At 65.5% G+C, this 24,150-nt stretch carries 23 protein-coding genes; 13 read left to right on the forward strand and 10 right to left on the reverse strand.

The features are described from left to right. Window positions 1–15: 15 nt before the first annotated feature. Window positions 16–399, forward strand: a complete 384-nt coding sequence (locus WC704_RS09260; protein WP_372889634.1) for a winged helix-turn-helix domain-containing protein — start codon at window positions 16–18, stop codon at window positions 397–399. 47 nt (window positions 400–446) lie between these two features. Here the strand turns inward: WC704_RS09260 and WC704_RS09265 are convergent, their stop codons facing one another. From WC704_RS09265 to hpnI, 5 genes are all read right to left on the reverse strand, one after another. Next, on the reverse strand, window positions 447–1,421 hold the full coding sequence (locus tag WC704_RS09265) for a lysylphosphatidylglycerol synthase domain-containing protein (RefSeq protein WP_372889635.1): 975 nt from the start codon (window positions 1,419–1,421) through the stop codon (window positions 447–449). A gap of 140 nt (window positions 1,422–1,561) precedes the next feature. Further along, window positions 1,562–2,386: a hopanoid biosynthesis-associated protein HpnK gene (hpnK, locus tag WC704_RS09270; protein WP_372889636.1), complete on the reverse strand. Its 825-nt coding sequence runs from the start codon at window positions 2,384–2,386 to the stop codon at window positions 1,562–1,564. Beyond that, a complete protein-coding gene (locus WC704_RS09275; RefSeq protein WP_010407788.1) occupies window positions 2,383–2,580 on the reverse strand; it encodes a hypothetical protein in 198 nt (65 codons plus the stop codon). The genes hpnK and WC704_RS09275 overlap by 4 nt, the downstream gene beginning before the upstream one ends. A 9-nt stretch (window positions 2,581–2,589) precedes the next feature. Then, window positions 2,590–4,035 (reverse strand): hopanoid biosynthesis associated radical SAM protein HpnJ, encoded by a 1,446-nt coding sequence (gene hpnJ / locus WC704_RS09280; RefSeq protein WP_372889637.1) that lies wholly within the window; start codon window positions 4,033–4,035, stop codon window positions 2,590–2,592. Beyond that, window positions 4,032–5,198 carry a bacteriohopanetetrol glucosamine biosynthesis glycosyltransferase HpnI gene (gene hpnI, locus WC704_RS09285; RefSeq protein ID WP_372889638.1) on the reverse strand — a complete coding sequence of 389 codons (1,167 nt, stop codon included), beginning with the start codon at window positions 5,196–5,198 and terminating at the stop codon, window positions 4,032–4,034. Before hpnI ends, hpnJ begins: the two co-directional genes overlap by 4 nt. Before the next feature lie 158 nt (window positions 5,199–5,356). On the opposite strand from hpnI, the gene hpnA reads away from it, so the two are divergent. From hpnA to WC704_RS09320, 7 genes are read left to right on the forward strand one after another with little or no spacing between them, the layout of a single operon-like run. Further along, the gene (gene hpnA, locus WC704_RS09290) at window positions 5,357–6,355 is read left to right on the forward strand and encodes a hopanoid-associated sugar epimerase (RefSeq protein ID WP_372889639.1); all 999 of its coding nucleotides are present in this window, start codon (window positions 5,357–5,359) and stop codon (window positions 6,353–6,355) included. Beyond that, window positions 6,352–7,578 carry a glycosyltransferase gene (locus WC704_RS09295; RefSeq protein ID WP_372889881.1) on the forward strand — a complete coding sequence of 409 codons (1,227 nt, stop codon included), beginning with the start codon at window positions 6,352–6,354 and terminating at the stop codon, window positions 7,576–7,578. Before hpnA ends, WC704_RS09295 begins: the two co-directional genes overlap by 4 nt. After that, window positions 7,575–8,426, forward strand: coding sequence for a squalene synthase HpnC (gene hpnC / locus WC704_RS09300; protein ID WP_372889640.1), 852 nt, complete (start codon window positions 7,575–7,577; stop codon window positions 8,424–8,426). Before WC704_RS09295 ends, hpnC begins: the two co-directional genes overlap by 4 nt. Beyond that, window positions 8,423–9,262 (forward strand): presqualene diphosphate synthase HpnD, encoded by an 840-nt coding sequence (gene hpnD, locus WC704_RS09305; protein ID WP_372889641.1) that lies wholly within the window; start codon window positions 8,423–8,425, stop codon window positions 9,260–9,262. Before hpnC ends, hpnD begins: the two co-directional genes overlap by 4 nt. Before the next feature lie 44 nt (window positions 9,263–9,306). Further along, window positions 9,307–10,527, forward strand: coding sequence for a hydroxysqualene dehydroxylase HpnE (gene hpnE, locus WC704_RS09310; protein ID WP_372889642.1), 1,221 nt, complete (start codon window positions 9,307–9,309; stop codon window positions 10,525–10,527). A gap of 9 nt (window positions 10,528–10,536) precedes the next feature. Further along, entirely contained in the window at window positions 10,537–12,486 is a 1,950-nt protein-coding gene (gene shc / locus WC704_RS09315; protein ID WP_372889643.1) for a squalene--hopene cyclase, read from the forward strand. Beyond that, window positions 12,483–13,250 (forward strand): phosphorylase, encoded by a 768-nt coding sequence (locus WC704_RS09320; RefSeq protein WP_372889644.1) that lies wholly within the window; start codon window positions 12,483–12,485, stop codon window positions 13,248–13,250. Before shc ends, WC704_RS09320 begins: the two co-directional genes overlap by 4 nt. Here WC704_RS09320 and hpnH read toward each other — a convergent pair. Both hpnH and ispH read right to left on the reverse strand, forming a co-directional pair. Further along, window positions 13,173–14,318: an adenosyl-hopene transferase HpnH gene (gene hpnH / locus WC704_RS09325; RefSeq protein ID WP_372889645.1), complete on the reverse strand. Its 1,146-nt coding sequence runs from the start codon at window positions 14,316–14,318 to the stop codon at window positions 13,173–13,175. The two genes, WC704_RS09320 and hpnH, sit on opposite strands and share 78 nt — an antisense overlap. Before the next feature lie 8 nt (window positions 14,319–14,326). Beyond that, a complete protein-coding gene (ispH, locus tag WC704_RS09330; RefSeq protein ID WP_372889646.1) occupies window positions 14,327–15,286 on the reverse strand; it encodes a 4-hydroxy-3-methylbut-2-enyl diphosphate reductase in 960 nt (319 codons plus the stop codon). Window positions 15,287–15,575: 289 nt separating this feature from the next. Here ispH and WC704_RS09335 point away from each other — a divergent pair, with 289 nt between their 5' ends. Continuing rightward, complete coding sequence (locus tag WC704_RS09335; RefSeq protein ID WP_372889647.1) at window positions 15,576–16,181, forward strand: ABC transporter substrate-binding protein; 606 nt, start codon at window positions 15,576–15,578, stop codon at window positions 16,179–16,181. A 5-nt stretch (window positions 16,182–16,186) separates the two neighbouring features. Beyond that, window positions 16,187–17,158, forward strand: coding sequence for an MlaA family lipoprotein (locus WC704_RS09340; RefSeq protein WP_372889648.1), 972 nt, complete (start codon window positions 16,187–16,189; stop codon window positions 17,156–17,158). Here the strand turns inward: WC704_RS09340 and WC704_RS09345 are convergent. The 3 genes from WC704_RS09345 to WC704_RS09355 all read right to left on the reverse strand — a co-directional run bounded on the left by WC704_RS09345 (window position 17,155) and on the right by WC704_RS09355 (window position 21,113). Then, window positions 17,155–19,749, reverse strand: coding sequence for an MMPL family transporter (locus WC704_RS09345; protein WP_372889649.1), 2,595 nt, complete (start codon window positions 19,747–19,749; stop codon window positions 17,155–17,157). The two genes, WC704_RS09340 and WC704_RS09345, sit on opposite strands and share 4 nt — an antisense overlap. Further along, window positions 19,746–20,225, reverse strand: a complete 480-nt coding sequence (locus WC704_RS09350; RefSeq protein WP_372889650.1) for a DUF2141 domain-containing protein — start codon at window positions 20,223–20,225, stop codon at window positions 19,746–19,748. The genes WC704_RS09345 and WC704_RS09350 overlap by 4 nt, the downstream gene beginning before the upstream one ends. A gap of 93 nt (window positions 20,226–20,318) precedes the next feature. Next, window positions 20,319–21,113, reverse strand: coding sequence for a hypothetical protein (locus WC704_RS09355; RefSeq protein WP_372889651.1), 795 nt, complete (start codon window positions 21,111–21,113; stop codon window positions 20,319–20,321). A gap of 164 nt (window positions 21,114–21,277) precedes the next feature. Here WC704_RS09355 and WC704_RS09360 point away from each other — a divergent pair, with 164 nt between their 5' ends. The 3 genes from WC704_RS09360 to WC704_RS09370 are packed head-to-tail and all read left to right on the forward strand — an operon-like array spanning window position 21,278 to window position 24,140. After that, window positions 21,278–21,961: a DUF4129 domain-containing protein gene (locus WC704_RS09360; RefSeq protein WP_372889652.1), complete on the forward strand. Its 684-nt coding sequence runs from the start codon at window positions 21,278–21,280 to the stop codon at window positions 21,959–21,961. Then, window positions 21,958–23,172, forward strand: coding sequence for a hypothetical protein (locus tag WC704_RS09365; RefSeq protein ID WP_372889653.1), 1,215 nt, complete (start codon window positions 21,958–21,960; stop codon window positions 23,170–23,172). The genes WC704_RS09360 and WC704_RS09365 overlap by 4 nt, the downstream gene beginning before the upstream one ends. Then, a complete protein-coding gene (locus WC704_RS09370) occupies window positions 23,154–24,140 on the forward strand; it encodes an AAA family ATPase (RefSeq protein WP_372889882.1) in 987 nt (328 codons plus the stop codon). Before WC704_RS09365 ends, WC704_RS09370 begins: the two co-directional genes overlap by 19 nt. Window positions 24,141–24,150: the final 10 nt, after the last annotated feature.

Below are 24,150 nucleotides of genomic sequence, written 5' to 3' on the forward strand. Positions count from 1 at the left end.
GTAACGGAGGCGCGGATGCGGATCGGCCAGCTCAAGATCAAGGCACAGATCTATTGCGGCGATGAGCTGGCAATGGGGCCAGGCAAGGCCGATTTGCTGGAGGCGATCGACCGGGAAGGATCGATCTCGGGCGGCGGGCGCGCGATGGGGATGAGCTATCGCCGTTCGTGGCTGCTGGTCGACAGCATGAACCGTTGCTGGACTGAGAAATTGGTCGAAACGGTGGCGGGCGGCGGACAGTCGCGTGGGGCTACCCTCACCGAAATGGGCCGCGCGGTGCTGACCGCTTATCGCACGCTCGAGGCGAATCTTGCTGCGAGCGCCGACACTGTGCCGATGGCCGAACTCGATGCGCTGCTGCGTGCCGAACCGCTGCCGCCGGTCAGGGAAGCGTCGTAACCAGCACTGGCGTCGCGGCGGCCCGGGCAATTCACGCCGCTTGGGGCTCAACGGACGACGCGGCGATATTCTCCGACTTGCCACACCAGCAACGCGGGCACGGCGATCACGATGTCGCGCGCGCGCTTGAGCAGTGACAGCGCGAGCGCGGTCGCGGGCGGCAGGCCCACCAGCGGGCCGATCAGCACATAAGCGGCTTCCTGCACCCCGATTGCGCCGGGAATGGCGAAGGCGACGCTGCGCAGCGTGAAGATCAGCGCCTCGATCATCAGCACCGCCCACACCGGCACCTGGCTGCCCATGAACCATAAGGCGATCCACGCGCCGACAGCACTCGCCAGCCAGGCGGCGAGGTTGAACAGGAAGGCGGCGATGACGCGGCGCGGTTCGCGGTAGATCGCGTCGAGCTGCTCGCGCACTGCCGCCATCGCCGCGACCGAGCCCGGTAGCAAGTGTGCACCGAGCGATCCGGCGAGCTTCAGCATCGGTCGTTGCGCGAACACGAACAGCAGCATCAGCGCGATCATCGCCGCCATGCCGCCCAGCGCGAGCGGGACGAGACCTTGCTGGACTGCGGCATGAGTCAGCACCAGCAGCAACACGCCCACCCCGAACAGCGTGAAGATCAACTGCGCGGCCATCTCGGTCGTCAAATCGGCGATCATCGAGGCATAGATTACCGGCTGCGGCACGCCGAACGCGGCCAGCGTCCGCGCGCCCACGACCAGGCCGCCGAGTTGCGAGAAGGGCAGGATATCGGTCGCCGCCTCGCGCGTGGTGCGCGCCCATACGAACAGCCACACGCGTTCGGTTGCCTCTCCGCGCGCGACCGAGACCCAGGCGAAGCCGAGCAGGGTCAACACGCCGATCGACCAGGCGGTAAGGCTGGCCATGCCAAGCCAGCCGATCGACGCCATTGCAGTGAGCACTTGCCGCAGCCCGACGCTGCCGACGGTAAAGGCGGCAACCACGACGCCAACGATTGTCGCCGCCAACAGGCCAATTTGCGCGGAACGGTTCATGTGTTTCGGACCATCCTTGCGCCTTTGCGCCTTCGCACGAAACGATCAAGCCCCAGTCCGATCGCCAATGTCCAAACATCGTTCGGCCGATGACACCGTCTTGCCGCCACGGACGATCGACCGGCTCGGCCCGGTTTCCGTCAGAGATCGGCGAAACGGGCCAGTGTGATGTGGTCGCGTGCCACGATCGCGCGCGCCTGCGGATCCAGCAGTGCGGCGAGTTCGGCTTCGTAGTGATAGCCTGGTGCCGCCAGTGGATAGGTCCCGGTCGCCGGATGCAGATAGATTTCGCTGACGCCCTCGGGCAGGTTTTCCAATATGCCGCGCAGCCGCTCGGCGTGCATCGCGCCCGACCAGGCCAGGCCAAAGGTGCGGTCGGGCACCTTCATCCCCGCCGCGCGGGCCGAACGCTGGATATGCCGCGCGAACGGCTTGGCAATGTCGAGCCCGGTGACCGGCTCGAACGCGGCGAGGGGGGCGCGCTCCTCGACCGGTGCGCGCAGCGCCTTCATCCCGTGGCGTAACCCAACCTTGAGCAGCGTCGCCCCGATCACCGGGTGAAGGTGCATGTGCTTGTGCGAATTGACATGGTCGAGCGGCAACCCGGTGCCCTCGAACAGCGCGAATTGCGCGTCGATTTCGGCTTCCAACTGGCGGCGCACCGATGCCCTGGCCAGCAGCGCCAGCGCGACCGGGAGCGATTCGATGCGGAACTGCCCGCGCTCGTCGACCAGATCGGGGATTTGTGATGGCGGCAGCGCGGGTGGCGTTTCGGCCAACGCGACGTGCAGCCCAACGCCAAGCGTCGGCATCGCGCGCGCGCGTTCCACGGCATCCGCAGCGGCGTCGCCGGTTACCATCAGGCTGGTGACGGTCAGCACGCCCTCGCGGTGCGCCTGCTCAACTGCCTGATTGACCTCGATCGACACGCCGAAATCATCGGCGGTGATGATCGCGGTCTTCACCGCCGGGGGAATCCGTAAAATTCGGGGTCGGCCAGCACCGCATCCGCCACATTGCCTGGGCTGGCGACGGCGACGCGGCGTAACACCGCGATCATCGCGTCGCGGTCGCCCGCGCGCACTGCCGCATCCCAGGCTTCTTCGCGACCGGTCGCGGCGATCCGCTCATTGACGGTCATCTCGGCAAGCGTGGTCATAGCCGGGCCTTACGCAGCTTCCTTGCGGCGGCGCAGGAAGTCGAAGAACTCGACGCCTTCGCGCAGGCGGCGCTTCATCATGTCCCAGTCGGTCAGCATCTCGCGGACGATTTCCCAGATCTTCGACGGGCGGAAATAGAAGCGCTTGTAGAATTCCTCGACCTTCTCAAAAATCACCGCCGAGGACAGATGTGGATAGCTGAGTTGCGCGATCTGGTTGCCGCCATCGGTCAGCAGATCGTGCGAGCTGTCGAACCAGCCATTCTCGGTCGCCTGCTTGTACAGGAAGGTGCCGGGATAGGGTGCCGCCAGCGACACCTGGATGGTGTGCGGGTTGATTTCCTTGGCGTAGTTGATCGTCTCCTCGATCGTTTCCAGCGTCTCGCCGGGCAGGCCGAGGATGAAGGTGCCGTGGATGGTCAGGCCGAGCGCGTGCGCATCCTTGGTGAACTGCCGCGCGACATCGGTGCGCAGCCCCTTCTTGATGTTGTGCAAAATTTGCTGGTTACCGCTTTCATAGCCGACCAGCAGCACGCGGCACCCGCCTTCCTTCATCGCCTTCAGCACCGGCTGCGGCACGTTCGCCTTGGCGTTGCAGCCCCAGGTGACGCGGAAGCCGGGCGTGCCGAAGCCGAGCTTACGCAGCTCGCCCGACAGCTCGACGACAAAATCATGCGCGTCGGCCAGCGTATCGTCGTCGAAGAAGATCTCGTTCACCTCGGGCATTTCCTTGAGGATATATTTCACTTCCTCAATGACCTTGGGGACGCTGCGGTGGCGATAGCGATGCCCGCTGATCGTTTGCGGCCACAGGCAGAAGGTGCAGCGGCTCTTGCAGCCGCGCCCGGTGTAGAACGAGATATAAGGGTGGCGCTGATAGCCGCCATAATATTTCGACGTATCGAGATCGCGCTTATAGATGGGCGAGACCATCGGGAGGACGTCCATGTCCTCGATCTGCGCGCGGTCCTTGTTGCGCACGATCGTCCCGTCGGGCGCGCGCCATGTGATGCCGTCGATTTCGGCAAAGGGGCGGCCTTCGGCCAGTTCGACGCAGGTGAAATCATATTCCTCGCGGCAGACGAGATCGATCGCCTCGCACGCTTCCAGGCTGGCCTTGTCCTCGATCATCACCTTGGCGCCGACAAAGGCGACGATGATCTTCGGGTTGCGCTCCTTGATGAGCCGCGCGGTGCGGATGTCCTGGTTGAAGCTCGGCGTCGAGGTGTGGAGAATGACCAGATCGCGGTCGTCGAATTCGTGCGCGATATCGTCCCACGACTGGTCATGCGCGGGCGCGTCGATCAGCTTCGATCCCTCGATCATCGCCGCTGGCTGTGCGATCCACGTCGGATACCAGAAGGATTTGACCTCGCGCTTCATCTGATAGCGCGCCCCGGCACCGCCGTCATACCCGTCGAAAGAGGGTGCCTGGAGGAAAAGGGTCCGCATCATGCTCGTTGCTCCGTGGAGGCCGAGATAATGCGGCCATCCGTCTTCATTTTAAGTGTTGCACCGCGCCAATCAACCGACCGCACGAAGAAGCTCGCGATATAGATCGCAAAGGCAAGGACATCGTGCAGCAGCGCCATCCACAGCGGTGCGATCCGCCCCCCTACCGCCGCATCAACGTTTCGCACAACCACCAACCGCGCAATTACTGCTGCAAGTGCGAGCGAAAGCCCGAACTGTGGTGCATAAAGCGCAGCCAAGAGCGCGGTGGGAAAGGGCAAGCCAATGACGACGCCGACATAGGACCAGAAGGCGACGTCGCGCACGGTGGCGCCCCAGCGGAGCTCGTGCCGCCACACTTGGCCAAGGCTGGTTTCGTCGCAGGCATGTTTCACCAGAATCGGCGGCACCGCGACGCTCAGGCCAAGCGCACGCACGGCCTCGCCCATCGCATAATCGTCGGCCAGCACGTCGGCGAAGCGTTCGAAACCACCGATCCGATCTAGCGTCTCGCGCCTGAGCGCGATGGTCGATCCCATGCATGGTGCGGCCAGCCGATTCGACACGCCGAAGGTGACCCCCAGCATGAATTGATAGGTCACCCCCGCCGCGACCATGTGTGACCAGAAGCCGGCGTCGCCGCGCCCGGAATAGATGCACGTCACCGCGCCCACCGCAGGATCGTCGAGCGCGGCGAGCAGTTGCGCGACATAGTCAGGCGCGACCGCGATGTCGCTGTCGCTTAGCACCACGACGGGATGGCGCGCAGCACGATCCATGTTGATAAGGTTGGAGAGCTTACCGCTCGCACCGTGGATCGTGGGGTCGATGACCAGATCGATATGGGCGTGCGGATAGGCGGCCCGCAACGCTTCGACGACGACGATTGCCGGATCGTCGGCGCGCTGTACGCCGCACAGCAATTGCAGTGGCCCGGCATGATCCTGCGCAAGAAATGTCGCGAGATTATCGTAGAGGCGTGGTTCGGCCCCATAAAGCGGCTTGAGCAGGGTAACCGCCTCGGTCCGGGCAGGGGCCGGTTTCGCCGCGGCGAAAAAGCGCCGGAACACAATTGCCGCAGCCACCGAATAGGCAATTCCAAATATCGCCAGCACAATCGCCAGCGAGCCCAACGCCGCACCGATAGTCTGCAAAATGTGGTTCACGATGCCCTTCCCTAACCCCGCTCTGATGGCGGGTATAGGCGCATTGACATGAAAAAGCTGTCATGCCGACCCCGTAATGTCCCTTCTTTGGTGCGCGATGGCCCGTGGTATTTGCTCTTGCGCCGCATCGCACTAAAGCCACCGCCACTGGAGGCTGCTTGACCGATCGACCCATCATATTCGTGACCGGAGTATCCGGTTTTGTCGGCTCGGCCGTCGCGCGGCGGCTGGCAGCGGACGGCGCGCGCGTGCGCGGGCTGGCGCGGGCAAGCAGCGCGCGGACCAATCTGGCCGATTTCCCGGGCGAACTGGTCGAGGGCGACGCGCGCGATGCCGCCGCGATGGCGCGGGCGATGGCGGGTGTTGCACACCTCTATCATGTCGCCGCCGATTACCGGATCTGGGCCCCCGACACCGAGGAGATCGTGCGCAACAACCTTGCCAGCACGCGCACGGTGATGGAGGCGGCGCTGGCCGCCGGGGTCGAGCGAATCGTCTATACCAGCAGCGTGGCGACGCTGCGCCCCGACCACGGCAAACCGTCCGATGAAACGCGCCCGGCGACGCCCGAACAGGCCGTCGGCGCCTATAAGCGCAGCAAGGTGGTGGCGGAACGGCTGGTCGAGGCGATGGTGGCCGAGCGGGGGTTGCCTGCGGTGATCGTCAATCCCTCGACCCCGATCGGCCCGCGCGATGCGCGACCGACGCCAACCGGGCGGATTATCATCGAGGCGGCGGCGGGGCGGATGCCCGCCTTTGTCGAGAGCGGGCTCAACCTCGTCCATGTCGATGATGTAGCCGAGGGCCATATCGCGGCGATGGCGCGCGGGCGGATCGGTGAGCGTTATGTGTTGGGCGGGCAGGATGTGTCGCTGCGCGAAATGCTGGCGGACGTCGCGGCGATCGTTGGGCGCAAGGCGCCGACGGTGCAAATCCCGAGAGCGCCGCTTTTCCCGCTGGCCTGGGTGAATGAACAGATCGCGCGGGTGACGGGCAAGGAGCCGTTCCTGACGCTGGATGCGCTGCGCATGGCCGCACACGACATGTATTATGCGAGTGCGAAGGCGGAGGCCGAACTCGGTTACCACGCGCGGCCCTATCGTGCGGCGCTGGAGGATGCGGTGGCGTGGTTTCGCCAAGCGGGGATGCTGGCGTGATCGCGCTCGGAATTGCCACGCTGTCGCTGTTGATCTGGATCGTGCTGGCGCTTGGGCGCGACGGCTTCTGGCTGACGCGGGAGCGGGATGGCCTTCTTCCTCCCCTCCCTGGAAGGGAGGGGTTGGGGGTGGGTCGGCCTAAGGCAGGCGTCGCGCTCTCCACGGGCCAACCCACCCCTAACCCCTCCCTTCCAGGGAGGGGAGAAGAATGGTGGCCCTCGGTCGTCGCTGTCGTGCCTGCGCGCGACGAAGCCGAGGTGATCGCCGAGTCGATCGCCAGCCTCGCCGCGCAGGACTATCCCGGCGACTTCCGCATCATCCTGGTCGATGATTCGAGCAGCGACGGCACCGCTGACATCGCCCGCGCGGTTGGGGGTGACCGGTTGCAGATCGTCACCGGCGCGCCGCTCGTGCCCGGCTGGACCGGCAAGTTGTGGGCCGTCTCGCAGGGTGTCGCAGCGGCAGGCGACGCGCCCGACTATCTGTTGTTGACCGATGCCGACATTGCCCACGCGCCCGATAGCGTGCGCAGCCTGGTCGCGCGCGCGGTCGATGATGATCGCGTGCTGGTCTCGCTCATGGCGCGGCTGCGCTGCGAGAGCCTGGCCGAGCGCGCGCTGATCCCGGCTTTCGTGTGGTTTTTCCAGATGCTGTATCCCTTCGCCACGGTGAACCGGCGTGGGCGCGGCCTTGGTGCCGCTGCGGGCGGGGTGATGCTGGTGCAGCGCCGCGCGCTGGCGGCGGCAGGCGGGATTGTGGCGGTGCGATCCGCCTTGATCGACGATTGCGCGTTCGGCGCGCTGATGAAGCGGCAGGGGGCGGTGTGGCTCGGCCTCACCGATCGCGTGCTCAGCATCCGCCGTTACGACACTTGGGCCTCGGTCGCGGCGATGATCTCGCGCTCTGCCTATGCCCAGCTCCGCTATTCACCTTGGTTGCTGGCGGGCACCACGCTCGGGCTCGCGCTGACGTATCTTGCGCCGCCGATTCTGGCGCTTTTCGCGCGCGGATGGGCGCATTATGCGGCGCTCGCGGCCTGGGCCATCATGGCCTTGCTGTTCCAGCCGATGCTGCAATTTTATCGTCGTTCGCCACTTTGGGGACCTGCTTTGCCATTGATCGCAACCTTTTATGCAGGCTGCACCGTGCTGTCGGCGTGGCAGCACAAGCGCGGGCGCGGGGGCCTGTGGAAGGGCCGCGTCCAGGCGGATCTGTCGGCATGAGCACCGCAACCACCGCTACCGCGCTTGCCTCGGGCAAGGGGCATAAGGACGAGAATTTCCCCGTCGCCTCGGTGCTGCTGAAGCCCGAGCATCGCGCGCCAGTGATGGCCTTCTACCATTTCGCGCGCGCCGCCGATGATGTGGCCGATAACGCCGCCGCCTCGGCCGATGAGAAGCTCGCGCTCCTCGCCGCGATGCGCGCGACGATTCTCGGCACCGACGATAGCGATGCGCCTTCGGTGGCGCTCCGCGCGACGATGGAGGCGCATGGGCTGAGCCCGCAGCACGCGCTCGATCTGCTCGTCGCGTTCGAGCGCGATTGCACGATCGATCGCTACGCCAATTGGGCGGCTTTGCTCGACTATTGCCGCTATTCGGCGATGCCGGTCGGGCGGTATGTGCTGGATGTGCATGGCGAGGATCGCGCAACGTGGGCGGCGTCGGATGCGTTGTGCGCCGCGCTGCAAGTCATCAACCACACGCAGGATTGCGGCAAGGATTACCGCGCGATCGGACGGGTGTATCTGCCGGGCGACGTGATGGCGGCGCATGGCGCGACAGTGGAGGATCTGGGGCAGGCCACGGCCACCCCGGCATTGCGCGCGGTGATCCGCGATCTAGCCGCGCGATCGGGCGTGCTGCTGGCGCAGTCGGCGGGTTTTGCTGGCGCGATTCGCGATCGTCGGTTGGGAATCGAGGTGGCGATCATCCACCGGCTTGCCGCCAGCCTGACGCAGCGGTTGAAAGTCCGCGATCCGCTGTCCGAACGCGTCCACCACCGCGCGCCCGAGGCGCTTGGGCTTGCAGCGTTGGCGGGGGCCACGCAACTGGTTAAGGGGCGGGCATGAATCCTAAGGCCACTCCCGCGCATCTGCAGGCGCAAGTTTCGCGCAGCTCGTTTTACGCCGGGATGCGCGTGCTGCCCAAGGCGCAGCGCGAGGTGATGTATGCGGTTTACGCCTTTTGCCGCGCGGTTGATGACATTGCCGATGACGAGATTGGCGATCGTCCGGCGCGCGCGGCAGCACTGGAAACGTGGCGCACCGATATCGAGTCGCTCTATGCCGGTGGTGATGCGGGGCAAGCGACGCTGGTGGCGGAGGCGGTGCGCCGCTTCGCGCTCGACAAGGCCGATTTTCTCGCGGTGATCGACGGCATGGCGATGGATGTCGCCGAGGATATTCGCTGGCCGAGCATGGCCACGCTGGACCTGTATTGCGACCGGGTTGCCTCGGCAGTCGGGCGGTTGTCGGTCAAGATTTTCGGGATGGAGGCGGAGACCGGTATCGCGCTGGCGCACCATTTGGGGCTGGCATTGCAATTCACCAACATCCTGCGCGACGTGGATGAGGATGCCGCGATCGGGCGCGTCTATCTGCCGCTGGAGCCGTTGCAGGCGGCGGGCATCCCGCTGGGCGCCCCCCTTGCTGTCGTCGGTGATGCGCGCGTCGATGCAGCCGCGCGTGTACTGGCGGCGCGCGCGCACGAGCATTTCCGCGCAGCCGAGGCGATTTTGGCAAAGCGACCACGCGGGCATTTGCTCGCCCCGCGCCTGATGGCGGCGGTGTACGCGCCGATTTTGGTGCGGATGGAAGCGGTCGGCTGGGCACCGCCGCGCGCGCGCATCAAGGTCAATAAGGCCGCGTTGCTGTTCACCGTGTTGCGGCTCAGCCTGTTCCGTTGAAGCGCGCGGCTTCTATCGGTCGGGTCCGTATCATCGGGGCCGGCATGGCCGGGCTTGCTGCCGCGGTCGATCTCGCGCGTTCCGGGCATAAGGCGGAACTGGTCGATGGCGCGGCGCAAGCCGGCGGGCGCTGCCGCAGCTATCACGATCCGCAGCTCGGGCGGACGATCGACAATGGCAACCATCTGGTGCTGTCGGGCAATCGCGCAGTCGGGGACTATCTCGCGACGATCGGCGCGAGTGATCGGCTGAGCGGGCCGCTCCACGCCGATTTCCCCTTCGTCGACCGGAGCAGCGGCGCGCGCTGGGCGGTGCGCATCAATGATGGGCCGCTGCCCTGGTGGATTTTCCGCGACGGTCGCCGCGTGCCGGGCACGCGCGCGGGCGATTATCTGCGGCTGGCGCGTTTGCTCGGCGGCTCGGCGGAACAGACGGTCGCCGATCGGGTCGCGCCGCGCGGCGCGGTGTGGGACAAATTGATCGAGCCGGTGTTGCTCGCCGTGCTGAATACGCCGGTCGCGAGCGGATCGGCGCGGCTGTCCGCGGCCGTGATCCGCGAGACGCTCGGCAAAGGCGGACATGCGATGCGCCCGCGCATCGCCGAGCCGACGCTGGCGGCGGCGTTCGTCGATCCGGCGGTGGCCTGGCTGGAGCAGCACGGCACGACCCTGACGCTCGGGCGGCGGCTGCGCGCCCTTCGGTTCGCCGAGGATCGCGTCGTCGCGCTCGATTTTGGCGATGGCGAGGAAGCGGTTGGCGCGGACGAACCGGTGGTCCTGGCGGTGCCGCCCTGGGTTGCCGCGTCTTTAGTGCCCGGCCTCACCGTGCCCGATGATTTCCGCGCGATCGTAAACGCGCACTTCGCTTTCACCCCGCCGCCCGGCGTCGCGCCGATGATCGGCGTGATCGGCGGCACGGCGGAATGGATCTTCGCCTTTGACGATCGCCTTTCGGTGACGGTCAGCGCCGCCGATCATCTGGTCGATACCGACCGCGCCGAACTCGCCGCGACCTTCTGGGCGGATATCGCCGCGATTCACGGCCTGCCGGCGACATTGCCGCCTTGGCAGATCGTCAAGGAAAAGCGCGCGACCTTTGCCGCGACGCCCGAGCAGGACGCCAAGCGCCCGCCCGCTGCCACGCGCTGGCGCAACCTGTTTCTGGCGGGTGACTGGACGCAGACGGGGCTGCCCGCGACCATCGAGGGCGCGCTGCGATCGGGCGAAACCGCTGCCCGCTTGGCGCGGGGTGCCCGGCTCGGCTAAGGCGCGGGCATGAGCATCGATACGATAGACCGCAGCATTTTATTGGAAGAAGCCGACGCTACGGCGAGCAAGGCTGCCGCAGCCTTGGGCGCGTTGCAGAATGCCGATGGGCATTGGGTGTTCGAGCTTGAAGCCGACGCCACCATCCCCGCCGAATATGTGCTGCTCCGCCACTATCTGGGCGAACCGCGCGACGCGGAGATCGAGCGCAAGATTGGCGTCTATCTGCGCCGCATCCAGTCGCCGACGCATCACGGCTGGGGCCTGTTCCAGGGCGGCGCGTTCGATGTCAGCGCGAGCGTAAAGGCCTATTTCGCGCTCAAGATGATCGGCGATTCGGTCGATGCGCCGCACATGGTGCAAGCGCGCACGGCGATCCACAAAGCGGGCGGGGCGGCGGCTGCCAACGTCTTCACCCGCATCCAGCTGGCGCTGTTCGGCGCGGGGCCGTGGAGTGTGGTGCCGACACTGCCGGTCGAGCTGATCCTGCTGCCGCGCTGGTTCCCGGTGCATCTCTCCAAAATGTCCTATTGGGCGCGCACGGTGATCGTGCCGCTGCTGGTGCTGGCGGCGAAGAAGCCGGTGGCGCGCAATCCCTCGGGCGTGCTGGTCGACGAACTCTATACCGCCAAGCGCGCCAAGCTGGTCAGCAAGGCGGCGGGGACCAAGCAAGCCTGGACGACCTTCTTCAACGGCCTCGACGTGGTCCTCAAGGGTGTCGAGCCGCTCTGGCCCAAGGGCACGCGCCAGCGCGCCATCGACGCCTGCGTCACCTTCGTCACCGAGCGGTTGAACGGCGTGGACGGGCTGGGCGCGATTTATCCGGCGATGGCCAACAGCGTGATGATGTTCGATTGCCTGGGCTATGCGGAGGATCACCCCGCGCGGGCGATCGCGCGCGAATCGGTCGAAAAGCTGCTCGTGGTCAAGGACGACGAGGCCTATTGCCAGCCGTGCGTCTCGCCAGTGTGGGACACGGCACTCGCCTCCCACGCGATGCTGGAAGTGGGTGGCGAGGAGGCCGAGGCGCGCGCGGCGGCGGGGTTGGCGTGGCTCAAGCCGCTGCAGGTGCTCGATGTGAAGGGCGATTGGGCCGAGGAAAAGCCCGATGTCCGCCCCGGCGGCTGGGCCTTCCAATATAATAACGCGCATTACCCCGATCTCGACGATACCGCCGTGGTGGTGATGGCGATGGACCGCGCCAAGGATCGCGCCCCTGCCGCCTATGACGAATCGATCGCGCGCGGGGTCGAATGGACCGTCGGGCTGCAAAGCAAGGATGGCGGCTGGGGCGCGTTCGATGCCGACAACAGCTATCACTATCTCAACAACATCCCCTTTGCCGATCATGGCGCATTGCTCGATCCGCCGACCAGCGACGTCACCGCGCGCGTGGTGTCGATGCTGGCGCAATTGGGTGAGACCGACACGCCCCGGATGAAGGCGGCCTTGGCCTTCCTCGAAAAGGAACAGATGCCCGATGGCAGCTGGTTCGGGCGCTGGGGGGTCAATTACATTTACGGCACCTGGTCGGTGCTGTGTGCGCTCAACGCCGCCGGGCTCGATGCGAAGCATCCGATGGTGCGCAAGGGTGCCGACTGGCTGATCCACATCCAGAATCTCGACGGTGGCTGGGGTGAGGATTGCGAGAGCTATGCGCTTGATTACAAGGGCTATACGCCAGCGCCCTCGACCGCGTCGCAAACCGGCTGGGCGCTGCTCGCGCTGATGGCGGCGGGCAAGGTCGATCATCCCGCGGTCGAGCGCGGCATCCGCCATTTGATCGCGACACAGGCCGCCGATGGGCTGTGGGGGCAGGAGAAATATACCGGCGGCGGTTTTCCGCGCGTTTTCTACCTGCGCTATCACGGCTATCCGGCCTATTTCCCGCTCTGGGCGGTGGCGCGCTATCGCAATCTGAAGCGCTCGAACGATCCGCGTCCGGCGTTCGGAATGTGACGATCCTCGTCGCCTGCGGGCTGACGCGCGAGGCGGCGATCATCGCGCGACCGGGGTTTGTCGTGGTGGCGGGCGGTGGTGATGCCGTGCGGCTGGAGCGGGAGCTTGAGGCGGCGGCGGGAGGCGCGTTACTCATCCTGTCCTGCGGTGTCGCGGGCGCGCTCGATCCGGCCTTGCGGGCAGGGGATGTCGTGGTCGGAACCCTTTACCCTCACGCCTTCCCCGGCGAAGGCCGGGGCCCAGTCGCGGAACGTGCCGATGGTGAGGACAGTGCTTCGCGACAGGGGCCGGCGAAACTGGACCCCGGCCTTCGCCGGGGAAGCGTCCTGACTGATTGGTTGGTGCAAAGCCTGCCCAATGCTCACCTTGGCACCATCGTCGGCGCTGGCAGCATCATCGCCTCTGTCGCCAAAAAAGCCGCGCTCCATGCCGCCACCGGCGCAATCGCAGTCGACATGGAATCGCACATCGCCGCCCGCGTCGCCGCGCGCCACAATCTCCCGTTCGCGATTCTGCGCACGATCTCGGACAGCGCCGATCACGCGCTCCCGCCCGCTGCTTTGGTCGGCATGAAGCCCGATGGCGGCGTCGCGCTCGGCGCGATCCTCGCATCGCTCGCGCGCAACCCTGCACAGCTCCCCGCGCTGATCCGCACCGGCCGCGACGCCGGCGCGGCGTTCAGTGCGTTACGCCGCGCGCTGGGTGCGCTTGAAGCCCTCGGGGTCGGCGGCCTTGATCTTCGCGAGTTCGCGCTCGACATGTAGCGAGTGGACGTCGGTCGCCTTGCGGGCGTTGGACAGGTCGATATCGGGGGCCATCGGCCCCTCGGTGCGCACGCCGTTGCGGCCGATCGCGAACATCTTCAGCGGGTGGCGGATCGAGTCGCTCGCCGCCGTGCCCTCGAAGCCGCAATGCACCATGCAGTTCGAGCATTTTTCATATTTGCCGACACCATATTGGTCCCAGTCGGTGCCTTCCATCAGCTCGGCAAAGGTATCGACATAGCCTTCCCCGACCAGATAGCACGGCTTCTGCCAGCCGAAGACGGTGCGCAGCGGCATCGACCACGGCGTGCACTCATAGGTCTGGTTGCCCGCGAGGAAATCGAGGAACAAGGGCGAGTTGGTGAAGGTCCACGCCTTGCCGCCATCGCCCTTGCGGAACACGTCGCGGAAGAAGTTCTTGGTGCGCTCGCGCGTCAGGAAATGCTCCTGATCGGCGGCGCGCTCGTACGAATAACCGGGCGAGATGGTGATCTCGACGCCGCGCTTCTGCATTTCGTCGAAGAAACCGGCGAGGCGGGTGGGGTCGGCACCGTCGAACACGGTGCAATTGACCTGGACACGGAAACCCTTGGCCTTGGCCATTTCGATCGCTTCGATCGCGACTTCATAGGTGCCGGCCTGATCGACCGCATGGTCGTGCATGCCCTTGTCGCCATCGAGATGGATCGACCAGGTGAAGTAAGGCGAGGGTTTATAATCGTCGATCTTCTTCTTCATCAGCAGCGCGTTGGTGCACAGGATGACGAATTTCTTCTTGGCGATATAGCCCTCGACGATCTTGGGCATGTCGCGGTGGAGCAACGGCTCGCCACCCGCGATCGAGACGGCGGGCGCGCCGCATTCGTCGATCGCCTCCATGCACTGCTCGAACGACAGACGCTGGTTGAGGATCGCATCTGGATAGTCGATCTTGCCGCAGCCCGGGCAAGCGAGATTGCAGCGGAGCAGCGGCTCCAGCATCAGCACGAGCGGATATTTGCCGCCCTTGATGTGGTTTTTCAGGGTGTAGGCGCCAATGCGCGCCAGCGGTGCAAAAGGAAGGCTCATGGGGGTTCCTATGCGCTCATCACGCGCGTTTGGGAAGGTATTGGCGAATCACGCAATTCGCGCGGCAGGCCAAATTCGAGCGATTCCTCGACGCCTGCCAACTGCGTCACCTCGACCGGGCCGAGCTTGCGCAGCGCGGCGATGACGCTGTCGACCAGCTCATCGGGGGCGGAGGCTCCTGCGGTGAGGCCGACGCGCTCAACCCCTTCAAACCACGCCGGATCGATCGCATTGCCATCGGCGACGAGATAGCTTGGCAGCCCCTCATCTTGCCCCAGGTCGCGCAGGCGGCTGGAATTGGAACTGTTTTCGGAACCGACGACCAGCAGCAAATCGGCGACCTTGCACAGATCGCGCACCGCGCTCTGCCGGTTCTGCGTCGCATAGCAGATTTCGGAAACGTCTGGGCCGATCAAATTGGTGAAGCGCCTGGCCAGCGCGGCGATCACATTCTTGGTGTCGTCCACGCTCAGCGTCGTCTGGGTGATGTAGGCGATTTCGGCGTCGTTGGGGATGTCGAGCGCCGCGACATCGGCTTCGGTCGAAACGAGATGGACGGGCGCATCGACCTGACCGCGCGTGCCGACCACTTCGGCATGGCCTTCATGCCCGATCATCACCAGCGTGCGTCCGGCCTTGGCATAACGCCGCCCTTGCAGATGCACCTTGGTGACCAGCGGGCAAGTCGCGTCGAATACCGGCAGCTTGCGCGCCTTGGCCTCTTCCTCGACCGAGCGCGCGACGCCGTGCGCGCTGAACACCGTCATCGCGCCTTCGGGCACGTCGGACAATTCCTCGACGAAAACCGCGCCTTTGCCGCGCAGCGTATCGACGACATGGCGGTTATGGACGATTTCGTGGCGGACATAGACGGGCGCGCCATAGCGATCGAGCGCACGCTCGACGATCTCGATCGCGCGCACCACGCCTGCGCAAAATCCGCGCGGGTTTGCCAAAATTACTTGCAAAAAACGTCCCTTCCGTCCGCTCAACTGCCGAAAACCGGGCGACGCGCCGGCAAGCACGCACGCGGATCCGTCATCTATGCCTCCCGAACGCTTATTCTAGCCGCGTCGCAGCATAAAGAAAGCCGGAAAACCGGTGCCACCGGCAAAGGGGATCGGCACCTTCGGCCCGATTGTCCCACAATCCGCGCGGTTCATCGGGGCTACAGCCGTTTGTGCTAGCGCCGTTGCGGTGATAACGCCGCCCGCAAACCGGATGGGGCATCACCGAATGTCCCAATAGGAGCTTTCGATGACTTCTCCCCTGCGATACGTCGTGCCCGTGGCGGCATTATGCTGCGCTGTGCCGCTTTTTGCACAAGCGACGGATCCGGCGCGCGCGCCGGTTCAAACGCTCGATGAGGGCCTGCTCGCGATCATGAAGGGGGGCAGCACGCTTGGTACGCAGGGGCGAATCGCGCGTATCGGGCCCGTGGTCGACCAGACATTCGACATTCCGCTCATCACCCGGCTGTCGGTTGGGCCCGATTGGGTGAAGGTCGCTCCGGCGGACCAGGCGACGTTGGTCACGGCGATGCGCCGCATGACCCTTGCGCAATATGCGTCGAATTTCAGCAGCTATGGCGGCGAAAGCTTCAGCATCGACCCGCGCATCGAAACGCGCGGCACCGACAAATTGGTGCGCACGACGCTAACTGCCCCCAAGGGCGACGCCGTGCCGATCGGCTACCGCTTGCGCCAGAGCGGGGGCAAGTGGAAGATCATCGACGTTTATTACAAGAACGCGATCAGCCAGTTGGCAACACGCCGCGCCGATTTCGCAAGCCTCTTTGCCAAAGGCGGTGCCAAGGCCCTGATCGCGCATCTTGACGATCTGGCCGCCAAGGGCGGGCGCTGATCGGCGTGACGATTCGGACGACGAGCAGCGCTTTGGCGGTGGCGATTGCACTGCTCGCTGCACCCGTGGCGGTCGCGCAGGAGCCCGGCGCAACCCAGACCGTGGCGATCGTATCGGCGGCTCCGTTGGTCCCGTCGCGCGAATCCGCGCTCGCGCCCAAGCGACACCATCACCATGCCAAGGGCGATGCGCTCGAAGGTTTCAATCGAGTGATGTTCTCGATCCATCAGGTGCTCGACCGGATCTTCCTGCGTCCCGTCTCGCTGGCGTACAAAAAAATCGTGCCCAAGGTGGTGCGCACCGGCATCCGCCATGTCTTTTCCAACGTAGGCGAGCCGCTCGTTTTTGCGAACGATCTGCTACAGTTGAAACCCAAGCGTGCGATCAAGACGCTGGCGCGCTTCGGGGTCAATTCCACCATCGGCATTGGCGGGTTGCTCGACGTGGCCAAGACGTCGGAATTTAACCTGCCGCACCATGACAACAGCTTCGGCAACACGCTGGGCCGTTATGGGGTCGGGCCGGGCCCCTATATCTTCTTGCCGCTGGTCGGCCCCAATACGCTGCGCGATTTTGGTGCGGGCGTGGGCGAGGGGGCGGTGTTGCCGCTGACCATCGGCACGCCTTTTGATCGTGCGGAACTTCAGGCCGCGCAGGCGGGTTTGAGCGGGATTGACCTGCGCGCCGAATCCGATGCGGAGCTGAAGGCGCTGCTGGGTGGGGCGGTTGACCCTTATGCAACCTTGCGTTCGGCCTTCTTGCAGGATCGCGCGGCAACGATCGCTGAGCTGCGCCACGGGGCCAAGCCGGTCGACAGCGCGCTCGACGATCCACTCGCCGATCCTGCCGCCACGGGCACGGCGCCCGCATCTGAGCCTGGGGTTGCGACCGCCGCCGATCCGCTTCCCGCCGATCCGGCGGCGCCGACGGTCGAGCAACCTGCCGCCCCCGAAACACCCGCCAGCCCCGCGCCCTAACCCGCTTTCTTCCGCGGCGGGCCGAGCAGGGCCGGTTCGAAAATCAATGCGCAAACCAGGGTCCAGGCAAGCGAGATCATCAGGATCTTGCCCATGCTCGCTGTGCCCGGATGGTGCGACAACCACAGGCTGCCAAAGGCGCTGCCCGTGGCGAGCGCGCTGAACAGCACCGCGCGGGCAAGGCTGGATTGCAGCAAATCGGTCGCGCCATCCCGCCACGCCATCACGAAATAGATGTGGAACGCCACACCAACCCCGAACAGCAAGGGGAAGGCGATGATGTTGGCGAAGTTGATCGGTTGCCCGATCAACACGCAACTGCCGAGCGTCAGAAAACCCGAAAGCACCACGGGGGCGAGCGTGAACGCCACTTCCTTCACGTCGCGCAGCACAAGGAAGAGCAGCCCGCTCACCAAGGCGAGCGCGAGGATTCCGGCCTCGACAAATGCCCAGGCGACGGTTCCCGCTGCCTCTTGCGTTGCAACGGGGAGGCCGCTTGCATCGGGTGCGACGGCGCGAACCGCCTTGGTGAAGCGACGCAGCACCGCATTGTTGTTGCTGTCGCCCTTCGGGAACAGTTGCACCAGCGCGCGGCCATCCTTGGCGATCCAGTTCCCGGCGATTTCCGGCGGGAGCGTGGCGCGCGTTACCGCTTCGGCCTGCAAGGCGGAGCGGACCTGGTCGAGCATCGTGCCGAGCGGGGTCACCAACAGCGTCGTTGCCCGCGCGCGGTCTTGCGGGGTGCCGGTCGCGAGACGACCGAAAGCGGCCGCGAGACGCCGCGCGCTCTCGGCGGCGGGGCCGGGGTGGCTAACCGCGATTGCGCGCAATTCGGTGGCGGTGCGCGCGAGAGCGGCGGCGGAGTCGGCGTCGCCTGGTGACGGGGTGAGGTCGAACGGGTTGATCGTCGCGTCGAGCAGCAGCGACGCATCCTGCACCAAAGCGAGCTTGGCCTCCTGATCGGCGGGGACGAAGCTGTCGACCGACACCGCTTCCGCCACTTCCGGCAATGCGCTCAACTTCTCGGTCAACGCCCTGGCGGCATCCGCATTGGGCGCGAGCAGGTTGATCGTGTTGGGGGTGCGCAACGGGTCGCGCATCAGGTCGCTCAGCGTGCGCATCGCCGGGCCATCCTTGGCGCGCAGGTGGAGCGGATTGAAGTCGAACTGGACAAAGGGGAGCAGGGCAATGCTGCCCGCCATCGACAGGCCGAACGCCCACAACACCGTCTTGCGGTGGCTGTGCAGCCAGCGATCGATGGGGGCTGCCTCGGCAAAACCGACTTCGCGGCGTGGCGCGCCGGGCTTGAGCAGCATCAGTATCGCCGGGAGCAGCGTAACGCTGGCGATGAGCGCGACGACCATCCCAAGCCCGGCGATGATGCCGAGTTCGGCAATGCCGATATAGTCGGTTGGCAGGAACGCGCCAAAGCCAAGGAACACCGCCCCCGCCGCCAGCGCGAGGGGCGCGCCGAGCGCCACGGCGGCGCGTTGCAACGCCTTGCCGGTGTCGGCCCCGTCGAGCCGCTCGGCATTGAAGCGCACCGCAATCTGAATACCGAAATCGACGCCAAGGCCGACGAACAGCGGAATGAACGCGACCGAAATCAGGTTGAGCGCGCCAACCGCGAACAGGCCGAGCGCGGTCGTCACCACCAACCCGGCAACGATCGTCACCACGATTCCCGCAACGATTTTGACCGAGCGCGTTGCGAACCACAAAGTCACCAGCATCGCGGCGGCCATCACCAGCCCGACAAAGCCGATATTTTCCTCCAGCGTGGCGAATTCCTCGTCGGCCAGCGGCACTTCGCCGGTGGTGCGCACGATGACGCCGTGCGTCTGGTCGAGGCCGAGCTTGATCGCCTGCGCCTTGATCGCGGCGACGGCATCTTCGCCGGGTTGCAGCGCGCCGTAATCGAGCCTGGGTTGTGCGAGGATCAGGCGGCGCAGCGGTGGCGCGGCACCTGCGCCGGGCTCGGCGAAGAGTTGCTGCCACGAGAAATAAGCGGGTTTGCCGGCCGCTGACGCCTCCAGCGCCGCTGCCATCGTCCGCATCGGGCGGTCGATCCGCGACAACGGCACGTCGCCATTGGTGACGCCGCTCAGCATCGTCGAAAACGCACCCGCAATGCCGCGCAACGATGGGTCACCCGCCAGGGGGCCGAGCAACGGCTGCGCGTCGATCAGGGCCTTGGTGGAGGCCTTTACCGATGCGGTGGAGCCGAACAGCAAGCCTTCGCGGTCGAAAAACGCGCCGCCATCGGGGCGCTGTACGGTGCGGAAATGGCGCGTGTCCTCGGCCAGCGCGGCGGAGAGTTTTGCGGTGGCGGCTTCGGCCAGTTCGGGTGTCTTGCCATCGACGACGACCAACAGCACGTCGGACAATTGCGGAAAGGCGGTCTCGACCGCTTTCTCATTTTGCCGCCACGCAATCTTGGGAGAAATCAGCGCGGCGGTGTCGGTCGTCATCGCGAAGTGGCCGGCGGCATAGAGCGCCGCGCCGAGAACCAGCGCAAGGCACAGACCGAGCACCATGAAAGGCCGCCGCACGCCAAGCGCGACGAGCTGCTGAATACGCTGCGCTATCACTGTTTGGGCGCGTCAGGGCCGATGAAATAGCGGAGTTTCAGGTGGATCGTCCGTTCCTGTCCGTCATAATCGAACACAGCTTCTTCCCATTTTGGCGGGCCCAGGCGGATTTTGGCATCGTTGGAAAAACCAACGCCCTCCTTGGGAATGCCGAACAGCGCGCGGTCGAGTTTGCCATTGCCGTCCTGATCGTAAAACACCTGCACGGCGTAGCGACCGGGCTTCAGTCCGGTCAGCGTTACCGTCGCCTGGCCTACATGTGCGGGGGCGTCCGCCGCGATTGGGCAATCCTTCAGGAACTGCGCCTGCGTGCAAAGATCGACATGCACGCGCCCGGTACGAGCGCGCACATTATCGACCGCAACATGCAGAATGCCACTTGGCGATCCAGCGCCGAGTGCCAGCAAAGGAAGAGCTGCAAGGCCTAGCCGCGACAGCAGCGCGCGCACCGGCGCGGCGGGGGGGAGGTGATTCATGGCAGCGCCTTTAGACCAGATTGGGGCCGGATTGGAACCACCGGCCAGTCGCGCCTGCAAAGCCGGTTTGCGGTGAACGCGCGCTGAATCGCCTCAGCCGAAAATATCGGTCAACGCTTCGCTGGCCGGGCCATCTTTCCAATTGCGGAGTTCGACATAAAGCGAGGTCTGGATCGCGGAGGCGATCGTCGTCACCACAGTCGTCGTCACCACGCTGATGGCGAGCAGGCCGATCGGAAAGCCACTTTGCGCGGCATTGGCCACGCCCTGAACCCCCAGAATTGCAAACATCAACAGGCCGGAAACCGCCGAAACAAGCCAGTAAATCACGATGACGACCAGTTCGAGCGCGAAGATGTTCCAGCGTGCGCCCTTGGTCAGCGCGGCGCTGCGCCCGAATGCACCGAAAACGCCGCAATTTTCCTCGACCAGAGCAGGTGCCGCGACCGACAGGATCAGATAGAAAATAATGCCGGGCACGACCAGCAACATCAGCCCGAACACGACGATGACCCCGATCAGCACCGCCAGACCGAATAAGGGAAGAATCTTGCGCAAGCCTGCCATTGCGGATTCGGCAAAGCTGACCGGCTGGCCATCGCTGAACGCCACCGTCGCGCGCACGAGCGCGCCCTGCGCAAGAAAGGTGAAGGCAAGCGTGAGCACGCCGACTGCACCCGCGAGCAGGATGGTGGCGAGGGTAAAGGGTAGTGATTGCGTGGCGCGCGGATTTTGCAGGAGGGCGTTGAGCGCCACGCTCGGCACGGCACCGAACAAAAACGAAATGCCGAACATGGTCAGCGGGTTCGCGCCGATTGTTGCGAAACCACGGCTGAAAACCCGGCCAATCGACATGCGACGGTCCGATACTGCGGCAATGCTGGCCATGTCTGCGTGCCCCCCGGTGATGAACTGTCGGCAAACTGACCGGTGCCACGCGTGGCGTCCAGCGCAATTTGGCAATTGCGCGCGGAGAGAGTTGCTTTACTCTCAGTGAAGTAGCGTCGCATGATGCCGGGGGAATGACAGTGAGCGGGGGGACATCGCAGCAGGTGGCAACCGCTACCGACCGGTTCGCTGCGGCCCATGCCGCGTTGAAGGCGGATTCGACGATTCAGTTCAGGCTGCTCCGCGCGCCGCTGCCGCCCGAGCCGCCCTTGTGGTTGATACAGTTTGGCAAATGGTTACGGCATGTGCTTGCGCCGATTGGGCGTTTTTTCGCGTGGCTGGATGGGTTTTTGCCGGATTGGCCCTATGCTAAGATGTTCCTGTGGAGCGTGCTCGGCGTTTTCGTCGTGATGCTGTTATGGGCGGCGTATCAGCGCATCCGGCATGGCGAATGGCGCTTGCCACGCTTCGTCCGCAACCGACCCGTCGCGGCTTTGCCGGAAGACGAAGAAAGCTGGGAACCGGAGGCGACGCCGGTGCGCGAATGGCTGCGCGAGGCCGATGCGCTGGCGGCGGCGGGGCGCTATGCCGAGGCGGTGCATCATTTGCTGTTCCGCTCGATCGACGACATTGCGCGGCGGCGTCCGCAACTGGTGCGCCCGGCGTTGACCAGCCGGGAGTTGAGCGCGTCCGATGCGATTCCAGCGTCGGCGCGCGGCCTGTTCGCGGGGATTGCACGCCTGGTCGAGCGCAGTCTGTTCGGTGGGCGTCCGGTCGCCGCCGATGACTGGCAGAGCGCGCGCGCGGCTTATGCGGACTTCGCGCTGCCACGGACGTGGCGCGGATGAGCGATATTACCATCGGCACTGCGGGTTCGACATCGGGCGGGTTTTCGGTGCGCACCGTCGGCATCATCGTGGGGGCGGGGATTGCCTTGTTCCTTGGAATGCTGGTGCTCGGGGCCTATGCGCCCGATCTGCGCTCGGGCCGCAATGGCGGGGCGCACGCGCTGTCGAACGCGGCGACGGGGTTCAGCGGGATCGTGCAACTGGCACAAGCAACCGGGCGCGGTGCCGAGATTGTGCGCGATGTGCGCGCGCTTGATACCGAGGATCTGGTAGTGCTGACGCCCGAAACCGGGCGCACCGACATGACCAAAATTCTGGAACAGCGCGCGGTCAAGCCAACGTTGCTTATCCTGCCCAAATGGGTGACCGTTCCCGACCTGACGCATTCCGGCTGGGTGCGATACAGCGATTTGCAGCCGACGTTCGAGCCCGAGGGTGTCCTTGCGCCGAAGACCGTGCTGAAGATCGCGCGCCATCCGAGCGGCGGGCGGCCCTTGGTCGGCGTGTCGTGGATGCCCGCCGATTTGCGCTTTGCCGCGCCGCGCCCGCTGCAGACGATGGCGGGCGCGGATTTGAAGCCGCTGATTACCGACGATCAGGGCGGGATCGTGCTGGGTCAGATTGGCGAGCATCCCTTCTACGTATTGGCCGACCCGGATTTGCTGTCGAACATCGCGATGGGCGATGCGAAGCAGGCGCGTTCGGCGCTGGCCTTGCTCGATTTTCTGAATGCGACCGGTGCGAAATCGGTGGTGTTCGACGTGACGCTCAATGGCTTTGGCAGAACGCGGACCCCACTTAAGCTGGCGTTCGAGCCACCCTTCCTCGCGATGACGCTGGCGGTTGCGGCGGCGGTGCTGCTGGCAGGGATTCAGGCGACCTCGCGCTTCGGGGCACCCCGGCGGCGTGAACGCGCGATCGCGTTCGGCAAGACCGCATTGATCGACAATGCCGCCGCTTTGGTGCGCAAGGCGGGGCGGCAAGGCGGGCTGGGGGCGCGGTATGTCGATCTGGTGCGCGAGCGTGCGGTGAGCGTGTTCGGGGTGCCCGCGCGGTTGCGCGATGGCGCGCTCGACGCGCATCTCGATGGCCTCGCCGATCGCGCGCGCTTTTCCGATCTGGCCGAGCAAGCGCGCGCAGCGCGCCATCCACGCGACATGCTTCAGGCGGCGCAGGCGCTGCATCGATGGTTATGGGAGAAGACACGGTGACGGGTGCAATCACGACAGTCGAGGACGTGGCGGCGCTGGCCCAGGCCATTCGCGGCGAGATCGGCAAGGCGGTGGTCGGGCAGGAACAGACCGTCGAGGTCCTGCTGGTCGGGCTGTTCGCGGGCGGGCATGTGCTGCTCGAAGGGCCGCCGGGGACGGCCAAGACGCTGCTCGCGCGCAGTTTCGCGCGCGTGATCGGGCTCGATTTCGGGCGGATTCAGTTCACGCCCGATTTGATGCCGGGCGACATTATTGGCGCCAATCTGTTCAACTTCCAGACCAGCACCTTCACGCTGACGCGCGGGCCGATTTTTACCGATCTGCTGCTGGCCGACGAAATCAACCGCACCCCGCCCAAGACGCAGGCGGCGTTGCTCGAGGCGATGCAGGAACGCACGGTCACCATCGACGGCGAAAGCCTGTCGCTGGGCGAACGCTTCATGGTGGTGGCGACGCAAAACCCGATCGAGCAGCAGGGCGTCTATCCGCTGCCCGAGGCGCAGCTCGACCGCTTCCTGTTCAAGCAGATCGTCGATTATCCAAGCGCCGCCGAGGAGCGCCGCATCATCGCCGCGCACGGCGCGCACGGCCATGCGATGGAGCCCGCCGAATGGGGCGTTGCTCCCGTGGCCAATGCCGCTGCGATCGCGGACGCGATTGCGGTGGTCGGGCAGGTGCGGCTGGTGGATGAGTTGATCGATTATATCACCGCGCTGATCCGGGGCACGCGCGGCGTTGCCGATCTGCAAAGCGGCGCGAGCCCGCGTGCAGGGGCGATGCTGGCGGGTGCTGCGCGCGCGCGCGCCGCGATCGACGGGCGCGATTTCGTCATCCCCGACGATGTGAAGGCGCTGGCCCCGGCGCTGCTGCGCCACCGCCTGATCCTGTCGCCCGCCGCCGAGATCGATGGCCGCGCGATCGAGGATGTCGTCGCCAGCATCATCGAAACGATCGAAGCACCGCGGTGATCTTGCGGGT

Origin of the sequence: Sphingomonas sp. (genome assembly GCF_041661885.1) — a bacterium.
Taxonomy (GTDB): domain Bacteria; phylum Pseudomonadota; class Alphaproteobacteria; order Sphingomonadales; family Sphingomonadaceae; genus Sphingomonas.